The 25,254-nt window shown below is 64.5% G+C and carries 26 protein-coding genes and 1 tRNA gene; 12 read left to right on the forward strand and 15 right to left on the reverse strand.

Translation table 11 applies throughout. The features are described from left to right. The first annotated feature begins 26 nt into the window (after positions 1-26). Positions 27-764, forward strand: a complete 738-nt coding sequence (locus LZ519_RS05400) for a glutathione S-transferase family protein (RefSeq protein ID WP_249867693.1) — start codon at positions 27-29, stop codon at positions 762-764. A gap of 58 nt (positions 765-822) precedes the next feature. Here the strand turns inward: LZ519_RS05400 and LZ519_RS05405 are convergent, their stop codons facing one another. Then, complete coding sequence (locus LZ519_RS05405) at positions 823-1,314, reverse strand: hypothetical protein (RefSeq protein ID WP_249867694.1); 492 nt, start codon at positions 1,312-1,314, stop codon at positions 823-825. Positions 1,315-1,482: 168 nt separating this feature from the next. Next, the gene (locus LZ519_RS05410; protein ID WP_249867695.1) at positions 1,483-3,279 is read right to left on the reverse strand and encodes an acyl-CoA dehydrogenase C-terminal domain-containing protein; all 1,797 of its coding nucleotides are present in this window, start codon (positions 3,277-3,279) and stop codon (positions 1,483-1,485) included. Between the two features lie 130 nt (positions 3,280-3,409). Between LZ519_RS05410 and purF the strand changes: the two genes are divergently transcribed. Both purF and LZ519_RS05420 read left to right on the forward strand, forming a co-directional pair. Beyond that, entirely contained in the window at positions 3,410-4,858 is a 1,449-nt protein-coding gene (gene purF / locus LZ519_RS05415; RefSeq protein ID WP_249867696.1) for an amidophosphoribosyltransferase, read from the forward strand. A 46-nt stretch (positions 4,859-4,904) separates the two neighbouring features. Next, entirely contained in the window at positions 4,905-5,624 is a 720-nt protein-coding gene (locus LZ519_RS05420; protein ID WP_249867697.1) for an SDR family NAD(P)-dependent oxidoreductase, read from the forward strand. Here the strand turns inward: LZ519_RS05420 and LZ519_RS05425 are convergent. The 3 genes from LZ519_RS05425 to LZ519_RS05435 form a co-directional block, all read right to left on the reverse strand. After that, positions 5,621-6,568 (reverse strand): metal-dependent hydrolase, encoded by a 948-nt coding sequence (locus LZ519_RS05425; RefSeq protein WP_249867698.1) that lies wholly within the window; start codon positions 6,566-6,568, stop codon positions 5,621-5,623. The genes LZ519_RS05420 and LZ519_RS05425 overlap by 4 nt on opposite strands. Before the next feature lie 17 nt (positions 6,569-6,585). Beyond that, positions 6,586-7,599 carry a 2-oxoacid:ferredoxin oxidoreductase subunit beta gene (locus tag LZ519_RS05430; protein ID WP_249867699.1) on the reverse strand — a complete coding sequence of 338 codons (1,014 nt, stop codon included), beginning with the start codon at positions 7,597-7,599 and terminating at the stop codon, positions 6,586-6,588. 79 nt (positions 7,600-7,678) lie between these two features. Then, complete coding sequence (locus tag LZ519_RS05435) at positions 7,679-9,562, reverse strand: 2-oxoacid:acceptor oxidoreductase subunit alpha (RefSeq protein ID WP_249867700.1); 1,884 nt, start codon at positions 9,560-9,562, stop codon at positions 7,679-7,681. A 171-nt stretch (positions 9,563-9,733) separates the two neighbouring features. Between LZ519_RS05435 and LZ519_RS05440 the strand changes: the two genes are divergently transcribed. Continuing rightward, positions 9,734-10,405, forward strand: a complete 672-nt coding sequence (locus LZ519_RS05440; RefSeq protein ID WP_249867701.1) for a DUF3313 family protein — start codon at positions 9,734-9,736, stop codon at positions 10,403-10,405. 80 nt (positions 10,406-10,485) lie between these two features. Next, positions 10,486-10,956 carry an RNA pyrophosphohydrolase gene (locus tag LZ519_RS05445; RefSeq protein WP_348539382.1) on the forward strand — a complete coding sequence of 157 codons (471 nt, stop codon included), beginning with the start codon at positions 10,486-10,488 and terminating at the stop codon, positions 10,954-10,956. Between the two features lie 2 nt (positions 10,957-10,958). Here LZ519_RS05445 and LZ519_RS05450 read toward each other — a convergent pair whose 3' ends face one another. Both LZ519_RS05450 and LZ519_RS05455 read right to left on the reverse strand, forming a co-directional pair. After that, complete coding sequence (locus LZ519_RS05450; RefSeq protein ID WP_249867702.1) at positions 10,959-11,162, reverse strand: hypothetical protein; 204 nt, start codon at positions 11,160-11,162, stop codon at positions 10,959-10,961. 4 nt (positions 11,163-11,166) lie between these two features. Further along, positions 11,167-11,481: a PilZ domain-containing protein gene (locus tag LZ519_RS05455; protein ID WP_249867703.1), complete on the reverse strand. Its 315-nt coding sequence runs from the start codon at positions 11,479-11,481 to the stop codon at positions 11,167-11,169. 235 nt (positions 11,482-11,716) lie between these two features. On the opposite strand from LZ519_RS05455, the gene LZ519_RS05460 reads away from it, so the two are divergent. Continuing rightward, the gene (locus tag LZ519_RS05460; RefSeq protein ID WP_249867704.1) at positions 11,717-12,493 is read left to right on the forward strand and encodes a L,D-transpeptidase family protein; all 777 of its coding nucleotides are present in this window, start codon (positions 11,717-11,719) and stop codon (positions 12,491-12,493) included. A gap of 17 nt (positions 12,494-12,510) precedes the next feature. On the opposite strand, the gene LZ519_RS05465 is transcribed toward LZ519_RS05460, so the two are convergent. Beyond that, positions 12,511-12,882, reverse strand: coding sequence for a WGxxGxxG family protein (locus LZ519_RS05465; protein WP_249867705.1), 372 nt, complete (start codon positions 12,880-12,882; stop codon positions 12,511-12,513). A 154-nt stretch (positions 12,883-13,036) separates the two neighbouring features. Here LZ519_RS05465 and LZ519_RS05470 point away from each other — a divergent pair, with 154 nt between their 5' ends. The 3 genes from LZ519_RS05470 to LZ519_RS05480 are packed head-to-tail and all read left to right on the forward strand — an operon-like array spanning position 13,037 to position 16,501. Continuing rightward, positions 13,037-14,239, forward strand: a complete 1,203-nt coding sequence (locus LZ519_RS05470) for a hydrolase (protein ID WP_249867706.1) — start codon at positions 13,037-13,039, stop codon at positions 14,237-14,239. Then, positions 14,236-15,264 (forward strand): arginine N-succinyltransferase, encoded by a 1,029-nt coding sequence (locus LZ519_RS05475; RefSeq protein WP_249867707.1) that lies wholly within the window; start codon positions 14,236-14,238, stop codon positions 15,262-15,264. Before LZ519_RS05470 ends, LZ519_RS05475 begins: the two co-directional genes overlap by 4 nt. Then, positions 15,251-16,501: an N-succinylarginine dihydrolase gene (locus LZ519_RS05480; RefSeq protein WP_249867708.1), complete on the forward strand. Its 1,251-nt coding sequence runs from the start codon at positions 15,251-15,253 to the stop codon at positions 16,499-16,501. The genes LZ519_RS05475 and LZ519_RS05480 overlap by 14 nt, the downstream gene beginning before the upstream one ends. 363 nt (positions 16,502-16,864) lie before the next feature. Here LZ519_RS05480 and LZ519_RS05490 read toward each other — a convergent pair whose 3' ends face one another. Together LZ519_RS05490 and LZ519_RS05495 are read right to left on the reverse strand one after the other, a co-directional pair. After that, the gene (locus tag LZ519_RS05490; protein WP_249868930.1) at positions 16,865-17,221 is read right to left on the reverse strand and encodes a hypothetical protein; all 357 of its coding nucleotides are present in this window, start codon (positions 17,219-17,221) and stop codon (positions 16,865-16,867) included. A gap of 48 nt (positions 17,222-17,269) precedes the next feature. Continuing rightward, the gene (locus LZ519_RS05495) at positions 17,270-17,521 is read right to left on the reverse strand and encodes a hypothetical protein (protein ID WP_249867709.1); all 252 of its coding nucleotides are present in this window, start codon (positions 17,519-17,521) and stop codon (positions 17,270-17,272) included. A gap of 185 nt (positions 17,522-17,706) precedes the next feature. On the opposite strand from LZ519_RS05495, the gene LZ519_RS05500 reads away from it, so the two are divergent. After that, positions 17,707-17,877 (forward strand): hypothetical protein, encoded by a 171-nt coding sequence (locus tag LZ519_RS05500; RefSeq protein WP_249867710.1) that lies wholly within the window; start codon positions 17,707-17,709, stop codon positions 17,875-17,877. Between the two features lie 82 nt (positions 17,878-17,959). On the opposite strand, the gene LZ519_RS05505 is transcribed toward LZ519_RS05500, so the two are convergent. Then, positions 17,960-18,036: transfer RNA gene (locus LZ519_RS05505), tRNA-Arg, on the reverse strand. A gap of 107 nt (positions 18,037-18,143) precedes the next feature. On the opposite strand from LZ519_RS05505, the gene LZ519_RS05510 reads away from it, so the two are divergent. After that, positions 18,144-18,641: a hypothetical protein gene (locus LZ519_RS05510; protein ID WP_249867711.1), complete on the forward strand. Its 498-nt coding sequence runs from the start codon at positions 18,144-18,146 to the stop codon at positions 18,639-18,641. Here the strand turns inward: LZ519_RS05510 and LZ519_RS05515 are convergent. Both LZ519_RS05515 and hemB read right to left on the reverse strand, forming a co-directional pair. Beyond that, positions 18,638-19,225 carry a GNAT family N-acetyltransferase gene (locus LZ519_RS05515; RefSeq protein WP_249867712.1) on the reverse strand — a complete coding sequence of 196 codons (588 nt, stop codon included), beginning with the start codon at positions 19,223-19,225 and terminating at the stop codon, positions 18,638-18,640. The two genes, LZ519_RS05510 and LZ519_RS05515, sit on opposite strands and share 4 nt — an antisense overlap. Beyond that, positions 19,218-20,207, reverse strand: a complete 990-nt coding sequence (gene hemB, locus LZ519_RS05520; RefSeq protein ID WP_249867713.1) for a porphobilinogen synthase — start codon at positions 20,205-20,207, stop codon at positions 19,218-19,220. Before hemB ends, LZ519_RS05515 begins: the two co-directional genes overlap by 8 nt. Before the next feature lie 61 nt (positions 20,208-20,268). On the opposite strand from hemB, the gene LZ519_RS05525 reads away from it, so the two are divergent. Beyond that, complete coding sequence (locus LZ519_RS05525) at positions 20,269-21,156, forward strand: diacylglycerol/lipid kinase family protein (RefSeq protein WP_249867714.1); 888 nt, start codon at positions 20,269-20,271, stop codon at positions 21,154-21,156. On the opposite strand, the gene LZ519_RS05530 is transcribed toward LZ519_RS05525, so the two are convergent. Both LZ519_RS05530 and LZ519_RS05535 read right to left on the reverse strand, forming a co-directional pair. Next, complete coding sequence (locus LZ519_RS05530; RefSeq protein ID WP_249867715.1) at positions 21,153-22,616, reverse strand: MATE family efflux transporter; 1,464 nt, start codon at positions 22,614-22,616, stop codon at positions 21,153-21,155. The genes LZ519_RS05525 and LZ519_RS05530 overlap by 4 nt on opposite strands. Continuing rightward, positions 22,616-25,237, reverse strand: coding sequence for a valine--tRNA ligase (locus tag LZ519_RS05535; RefSeq protein WP_249867716.1), 2,622 nt, complete (start codon positions 25,235-25,237; stop codon positions 22,616-22,618). Before LZ519_RS05535 ends, LZ519_RS05530 begins: the two co-directional genes overlap by 1 nt. Between the last annotated feature and the right edge of the window lie 17 nt (positions 25,238-25,254).

Consider the following 25,254-nt stretch of genomic DNA (forward strand, 5'->3'; position numbering starts at 1 on the left):
CGACGCCGCCGGAGCAAAGCTTCGGCATGAAGATCATCGGCAGCTTCGTCAGCCCCTATGTCCGCAAGGTGCTGGCGTGCATGAATCTCAAGGGCCTCAGCTATGAGGTCGACCCGATCACGCCCTTCTTCGGCAATGACGAGTTTGAGCGCCTGAGCCCGCTCAGGCGAATCCCGGTGCTGGTCGACGGCGAGGTGAGCCTCAGCGATTCCTCGGTCATCTGCGCTTATCTGGACGAGGTCTACGGCGGCCATCCGCTCCTCCCTTCGGATCCCACGCAACGCGCCCGCGCCCGCTGGTTGGAGGAATATGCCGATACAAGGCTCGGCGACCTGTTCATCTGGGGGCTGTTCTATCAGAAGGTGGTCCGGCCGGCGGTCTGGGGCGAGGCGCCCGACGAAGAGCGGACCGCAAGGACGCTCAACGAGGGCCTGCCGCGCGAGCTCAACTATCTGGAGAACCAGCTTCCCTCACAAGGCTTCCTGTTCGGCGAGATCGGGCTTGCCGACATTTCCATCGCCACCTTCTTCCGCAACGGGGCCTATGCCGGTTTCGACGTCGATGAGGGTCGCTGGCCCAGGACCGCGGCCTTCGTCGCTCGAACGCTCGAGCATGACTGCGTCGCTTCGCTCCTGCCCTTCGAGGACGTCCAGCGAAGCTCCGACATCAGGCACCGCCGGCAGGCCCTGCTCGACAGCGGAGCGCCATTGACCAGGGAGACACTGGGCACTCGCGAGCCGAAGCGCGGAATGATGCCGCTCTAGGCAAAAAAAGAAGCGCCGGGGCTGGCCCGGCGCTTCCACTTTCGCTTCTGTCGTCAGCTTAGCGGCGGATCACGTCGACATCGCGGACATAGCCATTGTAGTCGACATCGCACTTGAACGAGAGGTCAGGCTGATAGGAATAGCCGACCGCTCCGTAGGCGCCCAGACCGTAGGGGTTGTACGCAGCACGGCCGGTCGTCGCGAGACCGCGAACGCGAATAAAGCTCCGGTCCGGGGTGACGCGGGTCACCGAAAGCACTCGAGCGCTGGTGCCCGAAAGGCCGAACAGCGAAGTGATGATGCTGCTAAGTCCAGTGCGGGTGTACAGACGGTTCTGGACAGCCGCAGTGCACTGCTGCGCAGCAGCCTGCGTGTTCACCGCGCCATAGGTCGTGGCGTAAGGACTGTAGGTCCGATACGGGCTGTAGGTGTTGTAGCCGTAGGGCGACGGAGCAGCGTAGCCGTACGGATACTGCGCAGCCGCAGGGGCGGCCGTCGCGAGCGCGGCAACACTTGCAGCACCGGCAAGCAGTTTGGTCATGATTGTCATGATCGAATCCTTCCGTGACGATTAGTCTTCGAAAGAAAAACGATCAGGGCCTCAGGGTTGTCCCGCAGTTTGCCGCCGAAACGAGGCAAACCGTCGCCGAGTCGTGAACTGTCGGTGAACCGACTGATTTAACTAGTTGAAATATAAGACTATTAGTTAACACAAGTCTTAGAATACGTGCTCCGGGATAGCCATAACGGCTTCCGCGCCCGCCTCGATCTTGTGGCGCAGCCCCGGCCCTTCCGGAAGCTCGCGCTGGGCGTAGAATCGGGCGGTGGCGAGCTTCGCCTCATGGAACTGACGGTCGGCGCTTCCCTCGGCGAGGAGCTTCGAAGAGACGGCCGCCATCTTCATCCACATCCAGCCGAGCGTCACCAGCCCCATCAGTTCCATATAGGGGTAAGCCCCGGCGCCGGCATTGTTGGGGTCCTGCATTCCGTTCTGCGCCAGCCACATGGTTGCCGACTGAAGGTCGCCAAGCGCGGGTTCCAACGCGGCCGCGACGCCCGCAGGGTCTCCGGCCGCCTTGGCCTCGGCGATCTCGCGGCCGACCTGCTCCAGGAAGGTGCGGATGGCGCGACCGCCGTCCTTGGGCAGCTTGCGCCCGACAAGGTCCATCGCCTGGATTCCGTTGGTGCCCTCGTAAATCTGGGCGATCCTCGCATCCCGGACGAATTGCTCCATCCCGTGCTCGCGGATGTACCCGTGACCACCGAAGACCTGCTGTGCAAGGACGGCCGCCTCGAAGCCCTTGTCGGTGCAATAGCCCTTGATGACCGGGGTGATGAGCCCGAGCAGATCCTCCGCGGTTTGGCGCTCCTGCTCGTCGGGCGAGCGGCGCATCAGGTCGACCTGCAGCGAGCCCCACAGCACCAGCGCCCGCGCGGCCTCGTTCCACGCGCGCATCTGCATCAGCATCCGGCGGACGTCGGGGTGGACGAAGAGCGTGTCGGCCTTGGCGTTCGGGTCCCGATCGCTTTCCTTCAGCGCCCGCCCCTGCCGGCGGTCGCGGGCATATTGGACTGCATTCTGGTAGGCGACCTCGCCTTGCGCCATGCCCTGAAGGCCGACGCCCAGACGAGCGGCGTTCATCATGATGAACATCGCCTGGAGGCCCTTTTCCGGCTCTCCGACCAGCCAGCCCTTGGCGCCGTCATAGTTCATCACGCAGGTGGCGTTGCCATGGATTCCCATCTTCTTCTCGAGCGCTCCGCAGCCGAGGCTGTTGCGCTCTCCGAGCGAGCCGTCCTCGTTGACCAGGAACTTCGGCACGACGAACAGCGAGATCCCCTTCACATTGTCGGGCGCACCCGCCCGTTTCGCGAGGACGAGGTGGATTATGTTCTCGGTGAGGTCGTGATCGCCCGACGAGATGAAGATCTTGGTGCCGGTGATCGAGTAGCTGCCGTCGTCATTGGGGTCGGCCTTGGTTTTCAACAGGCCGAGGTCGGTGCCGCAATGCGGCTCCGTCAGGTTCATCGTCCCTGTCCATTCGCCAGTCACCATCTTGGGCAGGTAGGTCCGCTTCTGCTCGTCGGTGCCCTTGATCATCAGGGCCGCGATCGCGCCGGACGTGAGGCCCTGGTACATCTCGAAGCTATGGTTCGCGGAAAGGATATATTCGCCGATCGCCGTTCCGATGACCTGCGGAAGCCCCTGCCCGCCCCATTCTTCCGGAGCGGTGAGCGTCGGCCAGCCCGCTTCGCGGAACTGGTCATAGGCTTTCTTGAACCCCGGAGGCGTGGTGACGGAACCGTCGTCGTTGCGCTTGCAGCCGACCTCGTCCCCGACCTTGTTCAGCGGCTGCAGGACCTCGGCCGCGAACTTGCCCGCTTCCTCCAGGATCGCTTCGACCACGTCCGGAGTCGCGTTGGAAAAGCCCGGAAGGTTGGAATAGCGCTGCATCTGCAGGACATCGTCCAGGACGTAGAGGGTGTCTTTGACCGGCGCGGCATAGGTCGGCATGGGCAAGTTTCCTTCTGAAACCCGACGTACCGTGGCCCAGCAGCGACGGGTCTTCAAGTCCGGTTCATCGCGGGGGCGACAAATGCGCAAGCCATCCCTATATGAGCGGGCCAGCAGCAGTGGGCGGGACATGCTGACGACCAATCCATTCGACGACGACAAGCTTCACGAAGAGTGCGGAATCTTCGGGATTTGGGGTGCCGAGAAGGCGGCGAGCTTCGTTGCTCTCGGCCTTCATGCCCTCCAGCACCGCGGCCAGGAGGCTGCCGGGATCACCAGCTTCGACGGGGCGCACTTCCATTCGCACCGCGCGATGGGGCACGTGGCCGGCAACTTCGACCGGGACGATGTGATCGCGCGCCTGCCGGGGCGAACGGCGATCGGACACGTTCGCTATTCGACCACCGGCGAGACTGCACTTCGCAACGTCCAGCCCCTGTTCGCCGAACTCAGCGACTGCGGGTTCGCAGTCGCCCATAACGGCAATATCTCCAACGCGATGAAGCTGAGGCGGACTCTCAGCCGCCGTGGCTCCATCTTCCAGTCGACCAGCGACACCGAGGTCATCATCCACCTCGTCGCCACCTCGACCCAGTCGACCCCGCTCGACCGGCTGATCGACGCGCTGAAGCAGGTCGAGGGCGCCTATTCGCTCCTCGTCCTGACCGAGGAAGGCTTGATCGCCTGCCGCGACCCGCTGGGTATCCGGCCGCTCGTAATGGGCAAGCTCGGCGAGGCGACGATCTTCGCTTCCGAAACGGTGGCATTCGACGTTATCGGCGCGACCTTCATCCGGGACATCGAGCCGGGCGAGTTGGTCGTCGTCAACGACACCGGGATCCGCTCCTTCCGCCCGTTCGAGGCAGCGAAGCCGCGGCCGTGCATCTTCGAACATGTCTATTTTTCGAGGCCGGATTCGGTCGTCGACGGCACCTCGGTCTACGAGGTTCGCAAGAACATCGGCGCAGAGCTCGCGCGCGAAGCTCCGGTCGAGGCGGACATCGTCGTCCCCGTGCCCGACAGCGGAGTTCCCGCGGCGCTTGGCTTCAGCCAGGCGTCGGGGATCCCGTTCGAGCTGGGGATCATCCGCTCCCACTACGTCGGCCGGACCTTCATCCAGCCGAGCCAGGAAGTGCGCAACCTCGGCGTCAAGCTGAAGCACAATGCCAATTCGGCGCTGATTGCCGGCAAGCGAGTCGTTCTGATCGACGATTCGATCGTTCGCGGGACGACCAGCCTGAAGATCGTGCAGATGATGCGCGACGCCGGGGCGCGCGAGGTGCATTTCCGGATCGCGTCGCCGCCGACCAAGCACAGCTGCTTCTACGGAGTCGACACTCCCGAACGTGCAAAGCTTCTCGCGGCGCAGATGAGCGTCGAGCAGATGCGCGACTATATCAACGCCGATAGCCTCGCCTTCATCTCGATCGACGGCCTGTACCGCGCCCTCGGAGAAAGCCGGGACTCGCTCCAGCCTCAGAGGTGCGACGCCTGCTTCACCGGAGAATATCCGACGACGCTGACGGATGCGGAAGAGAGTGCGTCCGGCGCGGCTCTCTCGCTAGTTGCCAGCCGCTAGCCGCTAGCCGCTTCCACCGTCGGCGCGAACGCGATACGGGCGCGCCATGACCGACAACCAGGACTTCCTTTCCGGCAAGCTTGCGCTGGTCACCGGAGCAAGCCGCGGGATCGGCGCAGCGACCGCCGCGGCGCTGGCCAAGGCCGGTGCTCACGTGATCCTTGTCGCCCGCACCGCCAAGGCTCTGGAGGACGTCGAGGAGCAGATCCACGAAGCAGGCGGAAGCGCTACGATCGCTCCGCTCGATCTCACCGAAGGCGAAGGAATCGGGAAGCTGGCGGCAGCAGTCGCCGAGCGCTGGCCATCGCTGGAGGTGCTCGTGCTGAACGCGGCCACCCTCGGCTCCCTGACTCCAGTCGAGCACATCGACTCCAAGGAATATGCGCGCATCCTCACCCTCAATGTGGCCGCGAACCAGGCACTGATCGCGGCTTTCGACCCGCTTTTGAGGCGAAGCGAGCGAGCGGACGTGGTCGCAATCACATCCTCCGTCGGCCATGAGCCGCGGGCCTTCTGGGGCGCCTACGGATCGTCAAAGGCCGCCCTGGAAAACCTTGTTCTCGCCTATGGCGACGAGACGGAGCGGCTCGGGAAGATCCGCGTCCACGTGGTCGACCCGGGCGCCACGCGCACGAGGATGCGCGAGCTGGCCTTTCCGGGCGAGGAGCCGGAGAGCGTCAAGCCGCCCCAGGTCGTCGCCGACTTCATCCTCGACCGCCTCGGCTCCGACGCTCCAACCAAGGAGCGGGTCCGCGTCGATTCCTAGTCGAGCGGGATCAGGAACGGGTCGTAGCGCCAGGACCGGCCGCGCTTCTCGTTCGGAAGCAGGTTGCTGGCGAGAAAACGCTGGTCGGTGAGATAGGCGCGGCCGTCGTCTACGACGACCATCGGCATTCGCGACCAGTAGAGGAAGGCGCGGACCCGGGGGCTCCGCTCGCGCCCCGCCTGCAGCCGCCGGTCGTCGAGGTGAAGCAAGCCTTCGCGGCCAGTGAGCGACAGGCCGCGCGAGGGCGAATAGCTTCCAACGCCGTAGCTTTTCCCGTCGCGCCACAGCATCGTCCGTCGCCAAAAGGCGAATGGCGGGGGGCTTGCGATGACTTCCGTAGGGTGGATCCGGTTGTTCAGAAGTGCACGCGTCGCCGCTGACTCGACGCGCTGGGTGAGGCCCAGGTTGAAAGCGATATAGGCGAGTAGCAGGCCAAAGGCCGCCTGCGCCGGAATCCCCGACGGAGCACCTCCCCTGCGCTCCCGCCAGACGGTCAGCGCAATGCCGCCTCCCATCACCAGCCAGAACACCCAGTCGATGATGAAGATCGCATCGCCCGCCACCCATTTGGGGGAGAATGGCGCGAGGATGTTAACTCCGTAGGTATTGAGGAAATCCAGCGCCGGGTGGCTGAGCACCGCCGCCAGGGTGACGAGGAATAACGGCAACGAGCGGAACGGCACCGCCTCCGGGTTGGGGCGCCAGCGGTCGTAGAGCCACAGCAAACCGACGATCGCCGCGGCCAACAGCGGCCAGCCGAGCACGGCGTGGGTGGGGCCCCGGTGGAAGGCGATGCCCTGAACGTTGAAGAACAAGGGCGCGAAGACGTCGATGTCGGGCGCGTTGGCGCCGAGCAGGCAGCCGGCCATCGCCAGGCGCGACTGGCGCTTGAGGCCCATCTGGCCGAGCAGCCCCCCGGCAAGCGTGTGAGTCAGATTGTCCAACTAGAAGCCGCCGCGGGTCAGAGCTTGTGCGGCTCCTTCTCGACCTGCCAGGTCTGGCCCTTCGAAACGAGCGCCTGCAGGTCCGGGGTCTTGCCTTCCGCCGCCTTGGCGTTTTGCTCGACCACCGCGCTCTCGAAAGTCGGCCGGGGGTCTTCGTAGATGACCCCGAGAGCGACCGGGAAACCCTCGTCCTGGCGCATTTCGATCAGCATCGCGGCGATTCCGCGGTTCTTCGGGTTGTGGACGATCACCGACGGGTCGTCGCCGGCCACGACCTTCAGCGCCAGTGCCTCGCTGTCGAGGGCAAGACCTTTGGTCCCGGCATCGAACCGCATCTTCTCGCCTGGCTGCAGCCAGAGCTGCATGTGCGCCGCGTTCTGCTTCTCGGTGAAGGAGGAGAAGACCTCGTCATTATAGACGATGCAGTTCTGGTAGATTTCGATGAAGCTCGCGCCCCTGTGGGCATGAGCGGCCTTGAGGACGTCCGGCAAATTCTTGTGCACGTCGATTCCGCGCGCGATAAACCGTGCGCCCGAGCCCAGTGCGAACATGCATGGAGTGATCGGCCGGTCGATCGACCCGAACGGAGTCGAGGGCGATCGGGTGCCCAGTCGGCTGGTCGGCGAATATTGTCCCTTCGTCAGCCCGTAGATCTCGTTGTTGAACAGCAGGATCTGGCAATCGAGGTTGCGGCGAAGAACGTGCATCGTGTGGTTGCCGCCGATCGACAATGCATCGCCGTCGCCGGTGATAATCCACACGTCGAGCTCGGGATTGGCCAGCTTGACGCCGGTCGCGATGGCGGGCGCTCGCCCGTGAATCGTGTGAAAGCCGTAGCTCGCCATATAATAAGGGAAGCGGCTCGAGCAGCCGATGCCGGAGATGAACACGGTCTTTTCGCGGGCAACTCCGAGGTCGGGCATCGTGCGCTGGACGGCCTTCAGAACCGCATAGTCGCCGCAGCCCGGGCACCAGCGGACTTCCTGGTCCGATGCCCAATCCTTGGCGGTGGTCGTCGTCATCTCGTTCATGCGAAAAATCCACCAAGCCAGACAATCAGGAGGACGATGACGATCAGCATCATAACCATCGGAAAGACGTTGATTGGCCTCATTTCAACGCCTCGTCGATCGCTTGCTCGATCTCGGCGATGCGGAACGGCTGCCCGGCGACCTTCGACAGCGGCTTCGCGTCGACGAGGAACTGGTCGCGCAACACCGTCTTGAGCTGTCCCATGTTCATCTCGGGGACGAGGATATGCTCGAAGCCCTTGAGCAGCGCCGACATATTCTTCGGCATCGGCCAGATGTGGCGGATGTGGATGTGGCTGACGTCGAGCCCGCGGTTGCGGGCGCGTCGGACCGCCTGGTGGATCGGGCCGTAGGTCGAGCCCCAGCCGACGACGGCGAGCTTGCCGCTGGTCTCGCCAAGGCAGACGTCCTGGTCGGGAATCGTCTCCGCGACCTTGAGAACCTTGTTCGCGCGCTCGAAGGTCATCTCTTCGTGAGCGACGGGGCTGTAGTCGATGTTGCCGGTGCCAGGCTGCTTCTCGATCCCGCCGATCCGGTGCTCCAGCCCGGGAGTGCCGGGCTTGATCCACGGACGCGCTAGGTCGGCGTTGCGGACGTAAGGCATCACCCCCTCGCCTTCCGCAGGCGCGGTCTCGAAATAGCTGACTGGGAACGGCTGGTAGCCGCTCATGTCCGGCACCCGCCACGGCTCCGCAGCATTGGCGATGTAGCCGTCGGTCAGGAGCATCACCGGCACCATGTAGCGGGTCGCGACCCGACAAGCCTCGATCGCGCAATCGAAGGCATCGGCCGGTGAGCGGGCGGCGAGCACGACCACCGGCGAATCGCCGTTGCGCCCGTAGACTGCCTGGTAGAGGTCCGACTGCTCGGTCTTGGTCGGAAGGCCGGTCGAGGGGCCGCCGCGCTGCGAGTTGACGACGACGAGCGGAAGCTCGGTCATCACCGCAAGCCCGAGCGCCTCGGTCTTCAGGGCAATGCCCGGCCCGGATGACGACGTGATGCCAAGCTGGCCGGCGTAGCTCGCGCCGATTGCCGCGCAAATTGCGGCGATTTCGTCTTCCGCCTGGAAGGTCGTGATCCCGAACTCCTTGAGGCGGGCGAGATGATGGAGGAGCGGGCTCGCGGGAGTGATTGGATATGAACCGAAGAACATCCGTACGCCGGCCAGCTGGCATCCGGCGACAAGGCCCAGCGCCAGCGATTCCGCGCCGGTGACTGTACGGTAGAGACCGGGTTCCGCGGGCGCAGCAGCGATGTGGTGCTGGGCGATCCCCGGCGCGCTTAGCTCCACCGTCTCGCCATAAGCGTGGCCGGCGTTGAGCGCGGCGATATTGGCTTCGGCAAGCTCGGGCGCCTTGGCGAACTTGGCCATGAGCCAGTCGACGATCGGCTGGCGGTCGCGGTCGAACATCCACAGCGCCAGGCCGAGCGTCCACATGTTCTTGCATCGCAGGGCTTCCTTGTTGCCCAGCCCGAACGGCTTCACGGCATCGAGCGTCAGCTGCGAAATGTTGAAGTGGATGACCTGCCACTTGGCGAGGCTTCCATCCTCCAGCGGGTTCTGCTCGTAACCGGCCTTCGACAGGTTGCGGGCAGTGAACTCGCCTTCGTCCGCGATGATGAGCCCGCCTTCGCGAAGCTGGTCGGCGTTCACCTTCAGCGCCGCCGGGTTCATCGCCACGAGCACGTCCGGCTGGTCGCCCGCGGTGTCGATCGCGGTTGATCCGAAATTGATCTGGAAGGCGGAAACGCCGAAGGTCGTGCCTTGGGGAGCGCGGATTTCGGCGGGAAAGTCCGGGAAGGTCGCAAGATCGTTGCCGGCAAGCGCCGTCGAAAGCGTGAACTGGCCGCCGGTCAGCTGCATTCCGTCGCCGCTGTCTCCGGCGAAGCGGACCACGACCGCTTCAGGCTGCGGATGGGCGGCGGCTTCCTTTTCGGTGAGGAGATGGGTGGCTGTCGCCACAAGCGGGTCCTTCACAAACGTCAAAGAATGTTGAGCTGCTCCTCCTTAGAGCGGACTGACGCCTCCCGCCACCATTTGTCATGGAATTCCCAAGTGCGCCTGGGTGGTTCACCGGATTGGCTCGCGATTGATTGGGAGGGAGGTCAAAGCCGCACGGTGCGGGAGAGGCCCATGAAACGGCTCGGATTGATTGGAGCGATAGTTTCCGGCGCTCTCCTTTGGGTCGCGCCCTCGACCGCCGCCCCGCCCGCAAGCTGGGACGGACTGGTCCAGGTCAAATCCAAGCGGCTCGATGTCGTATATCTCCAGCCGGGAGCGGACTTTCGCGGTTATTCGAAGGTGATTCTCGATCCGACGGAGGTCGCGTTCCACAAGAGCTGGCAGAAGGATTATAACCGGACCGCGATCGGTCTCGGCGGGCGGGTTTCCGACCAGGACATTGCGCGAGCAGTTACCCTCGGGATTGCTGCGGCCAACGATATCTTCGCAAAAGCTTGGCGGGACGGCGGCTATTCGGTGGTGGCCGATCCCGGGCCCGACGTCCTGCGGGTGAGAACTGCCGTTCTCAACATCAATGTCACCGCCCCCGAGGCGCGTACATCATCGCGGTCCTTCACCTTCTCCGACGATGCCGGAAGTGCCGTTCTTGTCGTGGAGGTGCGGGATTCCGTGACAAACGCGCTGCTCGGCCGCGCTGTCGACGGCGAAGTCGCCGGCGACACCACCGTCGGATGGCGGTCCAGCGTCAGCAATGCCGGCGACTTCCGAGCTCTCGTCGAAAATTGGGCGAGAACCAGCGTCAAGGGGCTCGCCGAACTGAAGGCTCTTTCCCCAATCCGCTGACCGTCCGGCCGATTGCCGGTCCGGTTGCGATCTTCGCCCACCCCTTCCCCTGCAAATGCGCGGCAGGATAAGGGATGCACGTGGCAGACGACGACCTCTACCGCCTCGGCGCCGGAATCATGCTGGTCAACCACGACGGCAAGGTCTTCGTCGCCGCCCGCATCGATAATCCGGAAGATGCGTGGCAGATGCCTCAGGGCGGGATCGACGACGGTGAGGAGCCTTGGCCTGGCGTCCTCCGCGAGCTGGAAGAAGAGACTGGCATCGCGCCGAGACTGGTCGAGCGGATCGCAGAGCATCCGGAGCGGCTTCGATACGACCTTCCCGACGAATGGCGGGACAAATTGTGGCGGGGAAAGTGGAAGGGCCAGGTGCAGCACTGGTTTCTGGCCCGCTTCCTGGGCACTGACGCCGACGTGAATCTGGCGACCAGGCACCCCGAATTCCGGGCCTGGAAGTGGGTCGAGCCGAGCGAGCTTCCGGAATTGATCGTCCCCTTCAAACGCGACCTGTACTGCCGGCTGCTCGAGGATTTCGCAGGCTACTTCTAGACCTATCCAGTCATCTGCCGCGCCGCCGGGAAGTCGTTGCCGCCGGCTTGGGCCACCAGGCGCTGATCGCACCAAAGCTCGAACCGCGGCAGCAGGTTGCGACAGTTGAGCACAGCCAGGGCTTCGGAATCGCTGCGCGCCTCCAGCCACTCCGCGCCGGTCATGCCGCCGCCGTCGTCGAACCAGAGAAGGCGGTAGTCGGCCAATACGTTAGTCCGCATCCTGCGGAAGGATCACGCGATGAAAAGCGCGATCCAGATCGGCGCGAGTCATTTGCCGATAGAATTCGAGACCGGCCTCATTGTCCTTGGACCAGGCAATCCGAGCGACAACGAAGATGGAGCCGCGGCGAAGGTAGGCATCCTGACCCGCCGAAATTCTGTTGCCGGCACAGATACGTGCGCCCTTACGCGAAATATCGCGCAGCAGCACCTGGTGAGAGCCGTCGGCCGTGACGACGTTTCCGGCCATCAGCACGCGCGAACGGCTGTTCGCACGTTTGGGTGTCTTCGCTTCGGCTGTCACTGCCCATTCCCGGCTGCTGGCTCGAACGAAAAAGCGCAAACGGGGGCCATGGGGTAGCTTTGCCACCGCCCGAAGCCGTCGATTAACCGACGTGTGGTTGACAATTACCCCAATCACTAAAGGTAGTTATCTTTAGATAGGTCGAAGCGAGGATTGGCCGAAAGCCTGGCGCGGAAATGAACTGCCACTCGGATCGCGCGTTAAGGCGGTAACTCGTTTTTCTGGAAGACAAAAAGTGACCAAACCACTGAAGCGCGCGCTATGCGCCGCGCTGTTGGCAGCGCTCGTGCCCGTCAGCCCCGCAATAGCAGGATCCGGGAGCACGGCTGACTCCGCCGCTGTCGCTGCCCTCGCCAACATCGTCCCCCGCACCGCCGGCCGCTCGATCCTGATCGATGCCGCGTCGGCGAAATTGTTCATGCTGGAGAATGGGCGGGTGGTCGATTCGATGAAGGTCATCGTCGGCAAGCCGGCGGAGCCGACGCCCGAGCTCACGACCTCGCTCACCTATGCGACGGTCAACCCTTACTGGCACGTGCCAGAGGATATCGCCCGGACCCTGACGGCGCCGAACGTCCTCAAGCAGGGCACCGAATACCTCTCCAGCCGCGGCTATGAGGTGATGTCGAGCTTCGGCCCCGACGGCCAGATCCTCGATCCGAACACGATCGACTGGCAGGCGGTCGCGGACGGGCGGACGACCGTTCTCGTTCGACAGCGCCCGGGGCCCGCCAATTCGATGGGCCGGATCAAATTCAGCCTCGCCGCGGGCGACGGGATCTACCTCCACGACACGCCGAAGAAGGAACTGTTCGAGCAGGATCAGCGCAACCTCAGCGCGGGATGCATCCGGCTCGAGGACGCGCCTCGGCTGGCGCGCTGGCTGCTCGGCGATTCGATGCCGATGTCGGCCGACGTCCCCGAGGAACATATCGCCCTTCGAAGCTACGTGCCGGTGAAGATCACCTATCTCGATCCGCAGGCGCAGATGCAGGTCGCCTCGCTGCGCTAGCTGACCTCTCGATATCGCTAGACCCGGCCGTCAGGGCTCGTGTCGTGGTTACGGCCGTGCCGCCGACGGCGGGTTAGCCCGAGCAAACCGAGGAGTCCGATCAGACCTGCCAGACCCCAGGGCTTGTCGGTATCGGGGGCGGTACGTGTTTCCTCCAGGCAGCCCGTATCTTTGTCGCAGAGAACGCCGCCGCCGCCTTTGTAGCCACATCCCCAATTATTCCCGTCAGGCGACACCCAGACTTCAGCGTCATGGTTGCCGCAAATCCCGATGAGCTTGTCGTCGTCCTTTGCCAGATTTCCGAGGTCCCGCTCCTTTGCCGACGCAGGCTGGGTGGCGACAGCCATCGACGCGATTGCAAAGCCGATCAGAAGCGTCTTGCGAAACATGCCCTTATCCTCCCTCGAAGTGCGCACTCGCGCGGAACAATATGGTCGACGACTCGGGTTCGCTTCGGAGCATCGATAACACGATAGCCTGGGGGTTTCGCGTTGTTCGCGCGGTGTGGCCTTCCGAATCGGGCGCGGCTACTGGATAGGGCCTATGAGCCTCTCCGCAGATGAGCAGCAAGCGGTTGAACGCGCGGCTGACGAGCCGATGCTCGACCAGGTGCTGGCGTGGAGCGCGATCAACAGCGGATCGCGCAACCTGCCGGGCCTCGAGCGCGTCGCGGCGGTGCTCGCCGATGCATTCTCGGTTCTTCCAGGACAGATAGAACTCGTCGATCCAGCGCCGGTCGAGACGGTCGATTCCGCAGGGCGGAACGTGACGCTGGAGCATGGCCAGAACATCCGCCTCAAGGTCCGGGTGGATGCGCCCGTGCAACTCCTGCTCACCGGCCACATGGACACCGTCTTCCCCGTCGATCACGCTTTCCAGTCGACCCGCTGGCTCGAGGACGGCGTCCTGAACGGTCCCGGAGTGGCCGACATGAAAGGCGGGCTGGCAGTGATGCTTGCGGCGCTGAAAGCCGTAGAGGAGAGCCCCAAGGGGTCCAGCCTTGGCTATGAAGTCATCATCAACAGCGACGAGGAAGTGGGATCGCTCGGCTCCGCGGCACTGCTTGCCGATGCGGCTGCAGGAAAGCGCGCCGCGCTCACCTATGAGCCGTCAGCGCTTCCGGACGGCACCTTTGCCGGTGCCCGCCCCGGAAGCGGCAATTATTCCTTCGTTGTCCGCGGCCGTTCCGCCCATGCCGGCCGCAACCCCGAGGACGGCCGCAACGCCCTCCTCGCAGCCGCCGACCTCGCGCTACGCCTCGATTCGCTCAGGCGCGACGGACTGACCGTGAACCCGGCACGGATCGAAGGCGGAAGCCCCAGCAACGTCGTTCCCGACATGGCTGTCCTCCGGGTGAATCTCAGGCCGCGCACTCCGGAAATCGAGGCCGACACCAGGCTCCGGATCGATGAAATCGTCGCCGCCGTAGCAACGACCCGCGACGTCTCGATCGAAGCACACGGCGGCTTCGGCCGCCCGCCCAAGCCGATGACGCCGGAAATGGAGAAACTGTTCGACCTGGTGAAGCAGGCGGGCGCCGACCTCGGCCAACCAATCGGGTGGAAGGCCACAGGCGGCGTGTGCGACGGCAATAATATCGCGGCTTGCAGAGTGCCCGTCGTTGACACGATGGGCGTCCGCGGCGGCAAGATCCACAGCATGGAGGAATTTCTGATCAGCGAAAGTCTCGGTGAACGGGCAGCGCTTTCGGCGCTGACCATCCTTCGAATTGCCGAGGGCTTATGACCATGCGCGTTCGGCCGGCGAGAGCGGAAGATTTTCCGGCGATCTACAAGATGGCGAAGCTGACCGGCGGCGGGTTCACCAACCTACCTCCCGACAAGGCAACTCTGGTCGAGAAGCTGGCGCGGTCCGCCGCGTCGTTCGAGCGCGAGGACGACGAGCAGAGCGGCGACCTCTATGTGTTCGTTCTTGAGGATGCGAAAACGAAAGCCATCCGGGGGACCTGCCAGGTGTTCGGCCAGGTAGGCGTGACCCAGCCTTTCTATTCCTATCACCTCAGCACCCTGACCCAGAGCAGCCCCGAGCTTGGCAAGACCTTCCGCAACGAGACTCTGACCCTGACGACTGACCTCGAAGGCTCGTCGGAAGTCGGCGGGCTGTTCCTCCATCCGGAATCGCGCGCGGGTGGACTCGGCGCCCTGCTCGCTAGAAGCCGCTACTTATTCATGAAGCTCCACCGACAGCGGTTCGGTGACCGGACGCTAGCCGAGCTCCGCGGCGTAATGGACGAGGCGGGCAACGCGCCTTTCTGGGATGCGCTGGCCGGCAAATTCTTCGGGATGACCTTTCCCGACGCGGACGAGTTCAACGCGGTTCATGGCACGAAATTCATCGCCGACCTGATGCCGAGGACTCCGATCTACGTCGCCTTGCTCCCGGATAGCGCGAAGGCGGTGATGGGCCAGCCGCACCCGTCCGGCCGCGCGGCTATGAAGATGTTGGAGGCGGAAGGCTTTGCCTTCGACCGCTATATCGACATCTTCGACGGCGGTCCGACGGTGACCTGCCCCACGGACCAGATCCGCACCATCCGCCAGTCCGACGTCCACTCCGTCGCGGAGATAGGCGAAGGCGGGAAACAGAAGGTCTTGATCGCCACCGGCCGGCTGAACAGCTTCCGTGCCTGCTGCGCCACGATCGGAAAGGTCCCGAAGAAGGGGCTATGCATCGACCGCCAGACTGCGGATCTGCTCGAGGTGGAGGTTGGCGACAAGGTCGTAGCAGTGAGCCGCAATGGCTCTACCTGAGATCAACTTCGACGGGATCGTCGGGCCGAGCCACAATTATGCCGGCCTGAGCCTCGGCAACCTCGCGTCGACCCGCAACCTGGGCCAGGTCTCGCGGCCGCGCTCCGCGGCCCTCCAGGGTGTCGAGAAGATGCGGTCGAACCTTCGCCTCGGCCTCACTCAGGGGATATTCCTCCCCCACCCGCGCCCGCACCGCGAGTGGCTGGCGGCGCTCGGGACGACGATCGAGGACGCTGAACCGAAGGTCGCGGCCAATGCGATGTCGGCCTCGGCCATGTGGGCGGCCAATGCCGCAACCGTTTCCCCCGCCGCGGATGCCGCAGACGGCAAGTGTCACCTGACCGTCGCCAACCTCAAGACGATGCCACACCGCAGCCACGAATGGCCGGCGACGCTGGCGCAGCTCAAGGTCGCGTTCCGCGATCCGGCATTCGCTGTCCATGCGCCGGTGCCCACCGCATTCGGTGACGAGGGCGCCGCCAATCACATGCGACTCACGACAGCCTATGGCGAGTCAGGCGTTGAGCTGTTCGTTTACGGCGTCAGCGGCGGCGCATTTCCGGCCCGTCAGCACCTGCAAGCGTCCAGGGCGATCGCCCGGCTTCACCGCCTCGATCCCGCCAAGGTCCTGTTCGTCGAGCAATCGGAGGACGCGATTGCCGCTGGTGCTTTCCACAATGATGTCGTCGCGGTCGCCAACCAGCGAATTCTGTTCGCCCACGAAAAGGCCTTCGCCGACCGCGATCGGGTGCTCGGCGAATGTGAGCGGCTGTTCCCGGAGCTTCAACTGGTCGAGGTGAGCGGCGCCGACGTGCCTCTCAGAGACGCAATCGCCTCCTACCTGTTCAATGGCCAGATTGTGAGCCCGCCCGGCGGCGAGACCACGCTCGTTGTGCCCGAGGAAGTTCGCGAGACTGCATCCGTCTGGTCGTGGGTGCAGCGTCACGTCGCCGGCAACGGGCCAATCCGAAAGGTCGAGGTCGTCGATGTTCGCCAGTCGATGGCCAACGGCGGCGGCCCCGCCTGCCTTCGCCTCCGGGTGGTCGCCGACCCGGCCACGGTGGACCCGCGCTTCCTGGTCGACGAAGACAAGCTCGATCGGATCGCCGCGGTGATCGATCAGCATTGGCCGGAATCACTTCATTCCGACGACCTTCAGAATCCGGCGCTCATCAGAGACGTCGAAACTGCCCGCTCGGCGCTGCTGGACACGCTCGACCTGGCCGAGCTCACCTGATGTCCCGAAACGGGACGGCAAGCCAATCCTTACCGACCATTTAACCCTATCCATTAGGAATTGAATGGCTCAAAGCCGCCGTTCCAACGTTCAGGCGTTAACGAATGGCTATGCTTCGCAAGATCGGTCGGCTTTTCACGATAAGGACGCGCTTTGAGGCGTGGCTCGTGACCTATGCCATCGCCCTTGGCGCAGTCGAGCGCGGCCAGCATTACATGGTGCAATATCCGGGTATCAGCGGCTGGATCCTCGCCGCTGCCTGCACCGGCGTCGTGTTCGTCGCGGGCGCGAAGCTTATCGATTCAGTGAAGCCGCGCCCGGCGATCGCTTCGGGGCCCTATCCGGCCCCCGCCCGCCGGCTGGCTACTGGTAGTCGACCCACAGTTGTCCGCGATCGTTACGGTTCAGAGTCACGACCTTGGCTTCGCACAGGTTCACCCCCGGCCACACAACGATTCGGCCGTCGGGAAGCGTCGCCTGAAGATCGAACGCGCAATCCGGATTATTGAACTGGACGGAGCCGCGTCCGCCGGCCTTTCCGACCGGAACCGGAGCAATCACTAGCGGCTTCCACTCATCCGTTCCGTACCGGCGCACCTTCAAGGCGGTGAAGTCGATATCGGTCGCATTGATGAGGGTGAAGTTGGTCGCCTGCGCTGACGCAGGGACCGGACTGATGATGAGGGTCGCCGCAATCGCGGCCGCAAGAGCCTTCTTCATCGCGCCCTTATACACCAGGCACGATGCAGCCGCGACTGCGGACGATCCTTAAGCTGCGTCGAGCGTCGGGTAGAGCGGCCACGAACGGCACGTGACCGTCGCTCCCTGCCCCTGCCGATGCGCTTCCGTCAGCGGCAAAGCGGTCGAGCAGAAGGCGCATTCGGCGCTCAGCCGGCCGATGATCCACTGGCTTCGGCCGCAGCCAGGGCAGTGGTTCACTTCGCCTTCGCGATAGGCGGCATGATATCCGCGCGCGTTCGGATCGAATTGCCCACGGCTCGTAAGGGTTGAACTCAGCACGGGCGATTTCCTTTCAAACATTTACGGCTTCAACGAGCGGCGATTCGTTAGGTTTCAGCCATCATTCGCCCGATCGTCCGCTTTGTCGCGCATCCAGTCGCCGCTGTTCCGAGCCGGGACGCCTGTGGATATTAACCACCTCTTAGGGGTTCGCGCGCATCGTCCGATTCGACCAGGGGGTGCGTATGGAGTCTAACCAGCGTTATTATCGCCGCCGCGCGTACGAGGAACGGATCGCGGCACAGAGGGCAGTTACCGAGGCCGCAAGGGTCTGGCACAGCAAGCTTGCGGAAGATTTCGCAACGCGCGCTGCCGCTGCCACAGGGTCGGTCGCGAACACCGTAGCCGTCGCCTAACCGGCGAACGATCAGCCTGACACGAGCGCGACCGCAAACGGTCGCGCCGGCCCTTGCGGACACAGGTTTGATCTGTGGAAAATGGCGCGCCCGGAAGGATTCGAACCTCCGGCCCCCAGATTCGTAGTCTGGTGCTCTATCCAGCTGAGCTACGGGCGCATGCCGCGAAAAGCGGAAGCAGCGGGCACATAGGCACAGGCGGGGAGCTAGGCAACCCTCGCCTCGGCAGCATTGCGATCCATCCCGGCGGTTCCTAGACAGCCGCGATGCGCGCGCCTCAGCTCCTGCTCATACTCATACTCGCCGGCTGCTCCCACGCCGAGATAGACGCGCCGTCGCTTGCCCCGCGGCCGGAGGAGGCCATCGACCCCCGAGTGCCCGTTCCGGAACCGGCGATCTCGATGGCCCCGGGCGCAGGCCTTGTGGACCAGCTCGACTTGCTGGTTGCTCAGGCGCAATCCGGCGATAGGGCCTTCCAGCCGCTCGCCGAGCGCGCGCGGCAACTCGCGGAATCAGCCGGAGCCAGGGAAAGCGAAAGTTGGATCGCGGCCCAGCAGGCGCTTTCCGCCGCGGTCGCAGCGCGGGCGCCGGTGGCAACCGCAGTCGCGGACATCCAGGCACTTGGCGCTCATCGGATACAGTCGCTCGGCGGTATCGCTGCGGGCGACCTGATGGCAATCGACACCGCCGCAGCGCGCGCCGGCACGATCGACAGTCGCGAAGCTTCAACGATCGATCAGATCCAGGCGCTGCTCGCGCGCTAGCGCGGCCGAAGCGCGCGAGCCCGTGCCTCCGGCCACTCGGCCGCTTGGATCGCGTAGACGATGGCGGGATTGAGATCGCCTGGGTGCTCAAACCGCGAATCGACAAAGTCGAGCTCCTCGCGCAGTTTCATCCCGAGCCGCTTCATGAGCGCCTGACTCGCGGCGTTCCCCGGAACCGTCAGCGCCACCACGTGCGGCGCTCCGAACCTTTCGAACGCCAGGTCCAGCGACTCGATTGCCGCCTCCTTGGCATAGCCCTGGCCCCACGCGTCCTCGCGGAGGCGCCAGCCCACTTCGAAATCACCGGTGATCGGTCCGGCGTTCGGGTGGTTCACCCGCTTCAACCCGCAAAATCCGAGCAGGGCGGCATCGCTCTTCCGCTCGACGATCCAGAAGGTGTGACCGAAGTCCCGCTGGTAGGCCTTCAGCCGCTCGAATGCGGCTTCGTGCTGCTCCCGCGGGGCGACACCGCCAAGCCAGCGCATCACGGCCGGCGTATTGGTACGCGCGATGAACTCGTCCAAATCTTGCTCGTCCCAGGTCCGAAGCAGGAGACGGTCCGTCTCCGCGATCACTTCAGCCATTGAGCAGCCGGGCAGCGTCGAGCGCGTGATAGGTGAGGATTCCCGACGCCCCGGCGCGCTTGAAGGCCAGCAACGTTTCCAGGATCAGTGCCTCACGGTCGGCCGCGCCGGCGGCAGCTGAATGCTCAATCATCGCATACTCGCCGGACACCTGATAAACGAAGGTTGGCACGCCGAATTCCGCCTTCACCCGAGCGACGACGTCGAGATAGGGCAATCCCGGCTTCACCATCACGAAGTCCGCCCCCTCCTCCAGATCGAGATCCACCTCTCGAAGCGCTTCCTCGATGTTCGCCGAATCCATCTGGTAGGAGCGCTTGTCGCCCTTCAGCCGTCCGAGCGATCCGACGGCTTCGCGGAAAGGCCCGTAGAAGGCCGACGCATATTTGGCGGCATAAGCCATGATTGCGACGTTCAGGTGCCCTTCCCGCTCCAGAGCCTCGCGGATCGCTCCGATGCGGCCGTCCATCATATCGGAGGGAGCGACGATGTCGGCGCCCGCAGCGGCTTGCACCAGCGCCTGCTCCACCAGGATTTCTACTGTCTCGTCGTTGAGGACATAACCTGACGAGTCGACCAACCCGTCGTGGCCGTGGCTCGTGTACGGATCGAGCGCGACGTCGGTGAGCACCCCGATATCCGGAACCGCATCCTTGATCGCCTTGATCGCGCGGCAGATGAGATTGTCGGGGTTCAAAGCCTCGCGCGCATCCTCGGTCCGAAGATCGTTTGGTGTGTTCGGGAACAACGCGATGCAGGGGATGCCGAGGTCGGCGGCTTCGCGGGCCTTGGCAGCGAGGCGGTCGACCGACCAGCGGCTGACTCCGGGGAGTGAGCCGATCGGCTCCTCGCATCCCTCGCCGTCGCAAATGAACAACGGCCAGATGAAGTCGCTGGGGTGAAGCCGGGTCTCGGCGAGCATCGCGCGAATCCACGGCGCGGAGCGAGCGCGGCGCATTCTCAAGGCTGGAAAAGAGCTCATGCCGAGCCTCTAGCGCGGCAGGCACAAGGAAAGAAAGCCGCCGCTCAGGCATTGCAGCCGAGTGCCCCCGCTACCCAGACAAGCGATCCTGATCGTCAACGCCGCGAGCCGGAAAGGCGCGGAGGCCTTCGAAGGCGCCCGCGACAAGCTGGTCGAGGCCGGCATCCAGCTGATCGATTCACGAGCGGTCGAGGATCCAGGGCTGCTGGCGGGCGAAGTCACGGCGGCGATCGACCGGGCACCGATGGTGATCATCGGCGGCGGCGACGGGACGCTTTCGAAGGCTGTCGATCACTTCCTGGGGAAGGACGTGGTCTTCGCCTTCCTGCCGCTAGGCACAGCGAACAGCTTTGCGCGGACTCTCGGAATCCCGCTCGATCTCGATGGCGCGATCGGGGTGATCGCCAACGGAGTCGCCCGCCCGATCGATCTCGCAAACATCAACGGCGATTATTTCCTCAACAATGCCGCCCTCGGCCTGGCCCCGATGGTCGCCGAGACGGTGCCGAGCGGGCTCAAGCGGATACTCGGCCGGCTGGGCTATCTCGTCTGGGCGGGCTGGTCCGCGGCGAGCTTCGACGCATTCCGCCTGATCGTGGACGACGGGCGGCGCGAGCACCGGCTGTGGGCGACGGAGGTCCGGATCGCCAACGGCCGCTTCCACGGCGGAGTCGAGCTCATCGAAAGCGCCGACCTCGATAGCGGCGAGGTCGTCGTCCAGGCCGTCCAGGGGCGGAGCCTGACTAAGCTCGCCTGGAGCTACATGGCCAGCGCGCTGAAGGCGCCCTCGAGGCACGAGACGGTGCGCGAGTTCAGGGGGCGCAAGATGCGCGTTGCAACCAAGCCGCGGATGCGAGTGTCGATCGACGGAGAGCTGGGGCCCGAGACGCCCCTGGAGATCGAGGTCGCGCCCGATGCGATCCGGGTCGCGGCTCCTGCTCCGGACTAGCCTGCGGGCTTCAGCGCTCCGCCCGGCTCGCGAGTGCCGAGCGCCTCTTCGAGCGTTTCCTCGTCGCTCAGCGGCGCGGCCGTGTGCATACGCGCCTTCTTCCAGCTGCCGTTGAGATAGTAGCCGACGGACAAGGCAAGGTTGGCGAAGGAGCTGACCGGGAAGCTCCACCAGATCGCATCCGCGCTTCCAAGCCATTGGTCGGTCGCGAAGATGAAGCCGAAGCGCACCGGCAACAGGCCGATGCACAGGATGATCAGGGGCGCCCACACCGCGCCGTTCGCCCGAACCGTCGCGAACAGCACCATGGTGACTCCGAACAGGATGAAGTTCCACGTTGCAACGAGGTGGATGTGCCTGGCGATTGGAAGCGCCGGGCTCCCGCCGCCCATGAACAAGGCCATGACCGGGCGATCGGAGAGAGTCATGAGGAGAACGAGCGCGGTCGTTATTGCCACCGAATAGAGGATCCCCGAGCGGGTTACCGCCGAGACTCGATGCCACAGGCCGGCGCCGATGTTCTGGGCGACCATCGCGCTGACCGCCGCTCCCAGCGCCATCGCCGGCATCTGCACATAGGTCCACAATTGCAGGGCGACGCCGAACGCTGCCGCCGTGTCGACGCCGTTGCTGTTGACGAGGCCGATGAGCGCCAGCGCAGAGAGCGAGATGACGATCATCTGGATGCCCATCGGCAATCCCTTGACGACGATCGTCTTGAGCAGCGCGATGTCGCACCACAGATAGCGGAACTCGTTTCCGCGAAGGCGAAGCGGCAGGTCCTTGAAATAGATGTAGGCGAGAAGGCCGATCAGCGCGGCATAGTTGGCGATGAGGGTGGCGGTCGCCGATCCGGCGATTCCCATCTTCGGTGCGGGTCCGAGGCCGAGGATGAAGACCGGGTTGAGAGCGCTGTCGAGGATGACGGCGACGAGCATGAACCACAGCGGAGTCAGGCTGTCCCCGGCTCCTCTCAGGACCATCATCAGCATCGTCAGGAGGAGGAGGGCCGGCATCGCCAGGAAGATCACCCGCAGATAGGCGAGAGCGAGCGGCGTCGCGGGCGCCGGCGTTCCGAGCAGATGCAGGATCCCCGGCGCCAGGAACCAGCCCGCCACCGCTGCCACCATGCTGATAAGCAGGAAGGTACCGGCGGTCGTGCCGACGACCCGCCGCGCCTCGTCCATGTCCTTCCGCCCGAACGCCTGGCCGACGAGGATCGTCGCGGCCATTCCGAACCCGAAGACGAAGGAGATCAGCAGGAACATGACCATGTTGGCGTTGGAGGTCGCCGCAAGACCGTTCTCGCCGATGAAACGGCCGACCCAGATCGCATTCACAGTGCCGTTCATCGACTGGACGATGGAACTTGCGAGGGTCGGCAGCGCGAAAACGAGGAGGGTTTTGCCGATCGCGCCCTCGGTGAGGTTGCCGCGCTTCGGTTTGGGCGCGTCTGCCATCAACCGAGCCGGGTCAACGCCGCTCGATAACGTTCGGCCTCGGCCGATTTCTCAGCGTGGTCGGAGCGGGCCTTCTCGACGGCCTCGGGCTTGGCCCGCTCGACGAAGTTCGGGTTGCCGAGGCGCGCCCCCAGCTGGTCACGCTCCTTCTCAGCGGCCTCGATCGACTTCCTGAGCCGCGTTCTCTCCGCGTCGAGATCGATCACATCCCCGAGCGGAAGCGCATAGGTTGCGCCTTCGACCACCACCTGCACCGCTCCGGTGCCGGTGAACGGTGAAAGCTGAATGGATTCCAGTCGCGCCAGCCGTGAAACGGTGGCGAATTGCCGGTCCAGCCGCCCCGCGACCTTGTCGGACGCATCACCGGCGAAAAGACGCAGCTTCGCTGACGGAGGAACGCTGAGCTCGGTCCTGGCCGACCGAATCTCGCTGACCAGCGCGATCAGCCAGTCCATCTCGTCCTTTGCCGCCGCGTCCACCTTCGCTTCGGGCTGGGGCCATTTGGCGACGATGAGCTCGTAAGGCCTGTCCCCCATCTTCGACCAAAGCTCCTCGGTGATGAAGGGCATCAGCGGGTGGAGCATTACCAGGATCTGGTCGAACGCCCAGGCGGCGACGGCCTTGGTTTCCTCGTCGAACGCGCCCTTCACCAGCTCGACATACCAGTCGCAGTAGGTGTCCCAGACGAAGTGGTAGATGGCGTTGGCCATGTCGTCGAAGCGCAGATCGTCGAACGCGCGGTTGAGCTTGGCGAGGGTCTCCACCACTTCGCCGATGATCCAGCGATTGACGGGAAGATCGGCTGCCGGAGCCGCGATGCTCTGGCTCGCGCCGACGCCGTTCATCTGCAGGAAGCGCGCGGCGTTCCACAGCTTGGTCGCGAAGTTGCGGTAGCCCTCGACCCTTTTCTCATCGAGCTTGATGTCGCGCCCCTGGCTTTCCATCGCCGCCAGGGTGAAGCGCAGCGCGTCGGCCCCATATTTGTCGATGAGGCCGAGCGGGTCGACCGTGTTGCCCTTCGACTTGGACATCTTTTGGCCCTGCGCGTCGCGGACCAGGCCGTGGAGGTAGAGCGTCCTCCACGGCACTTCGCCCATGAATTCGATGCCCTGCATCGCCATCCGCGCATCCCAGAAGAAGAGGATGTCGAAGCCGGAGATGAGCACGTCGTTGGGGTAGTGGCGCTTCAGCTCCTCCGTCTGCTCCGGCCACCCGAGCGTGGCGAACGGCCACAGAGCCGAGCTGAACCAGGTGTCGAGGACGTCGTCATCCTGGCGAAGCAACTTGCCGCCCGCTTGCGCCCTCGCCTCTTCCTCGGTCTCCGCCACGAAGATTTCGCCGTCGTCGGCGTACCAGGCCGGAATCCGGTGGCCCCACCACAGCTGGCGCGAGACGCACCAGGGCTGGATATTCTCCAGCCAGTTGAACCAGGTCTTCTTCCACGTCGCGGGGACGATCTTGATCTTGCCGCTGCGCGTCGCCTCGATCACTGGGCCGACGAGCTTCGCGGCATCGACGTACCATTGGTCGGTTAGCCACGGCTCGATCACCACTCCCGAGCGGTCGCCGAACGGGGTCGGGATCACGCGGTCCTCGACCGAGACCAGCGCGCCTTCCGCCTCAAGCATCTCGACCACGCGCTTGCGCGCCTCGAACCGCTCAAGCCCGAGCAACTCGTCCGGGATCAGCCCGTCCTGGGTTTGAACGACGTTGCCTGACGAATCGAGCATGTTGAGCATGTCGGCAGCGGCGAAACCGGCGCGCTTGCCGACCTCGAAATCGTTGAAGTCGTGCCCCGGAGTGATCTTCACCGCGCCCGAGCCGAGCTCCGGGTCCGCATGCTCGTCGGCCACGATCGGGATGAGCCGACCGGTGATCGGATGCTTCAGCTTCTTGCCGACCAATGCCTTATACCGCTCGTCGTCGGGGTGAACCGCCACCGCCATGTCGGCGAGCATCGTTTCCGGACGTGTCGTTGCGACCTGGATCGCGCCGCTTCCGTCCTCGAGCGGATAGCTGAGCGTCCAGAACTTGCCCTGGACGTCCCTGGTCTCCACCTCGAGGTCGCTAATCGCGCTCTGGAATTTCGGATCCCAGTTCACCAGCCGCTTGTCGCGATAGAGCAGGCCGCGACGGTGAAGCTCGACGAACACCTTCACGACGGCCTTCGAGAAGCCATCGTCCATCGTGAACCGCTCGTGCTTCCAGTCGCACGAGGCACCGAGGCGGCGAAGCTGGCGGGTAATCGCCCCGCCGGATGTTTCCTTCCAGTCCCAGACGATATCGAGGAATTTTTCGCGTCCCAGATCCTGCCGCTTGAGCCCCTGCCCCGCGATCGTTCGCTCAACGACCATCTGCGTAGCGATGCCCGCATGGTCGGTGCCGACCACCCATAAAGCGTCCTTGCCGAGCATCCGCTCGCGCCGCGTGAGGACGTCCTGGAGCGTATTGTCGAGTGCGTGGCCGATGTGCAGCGAGCCCGTGACGTTTGGCGGCGGCATCACGATCGTCCACGGCTGCCGGTCGCCACGATCCGGGCGGAACAGGCCGTTGGATTCCCAGTGGCCGTACCAGCGCTGCTCGATTGCGGCGGGATCGAAGGTTTTCGGAAGCTCGCTCATGCCCAAGCGCGGTTAGC

The sequence above is a fragment of the Sphingomonas anseongensis genome (assembly GCF_023516495.1).
GTDB lineage: Bacteria > Pseudomonadota > Alphaproteobacteria > Sphingomonadales > Sphingomonadaceae > Sphingomicrobium > Sphingomicrobium anseongensis.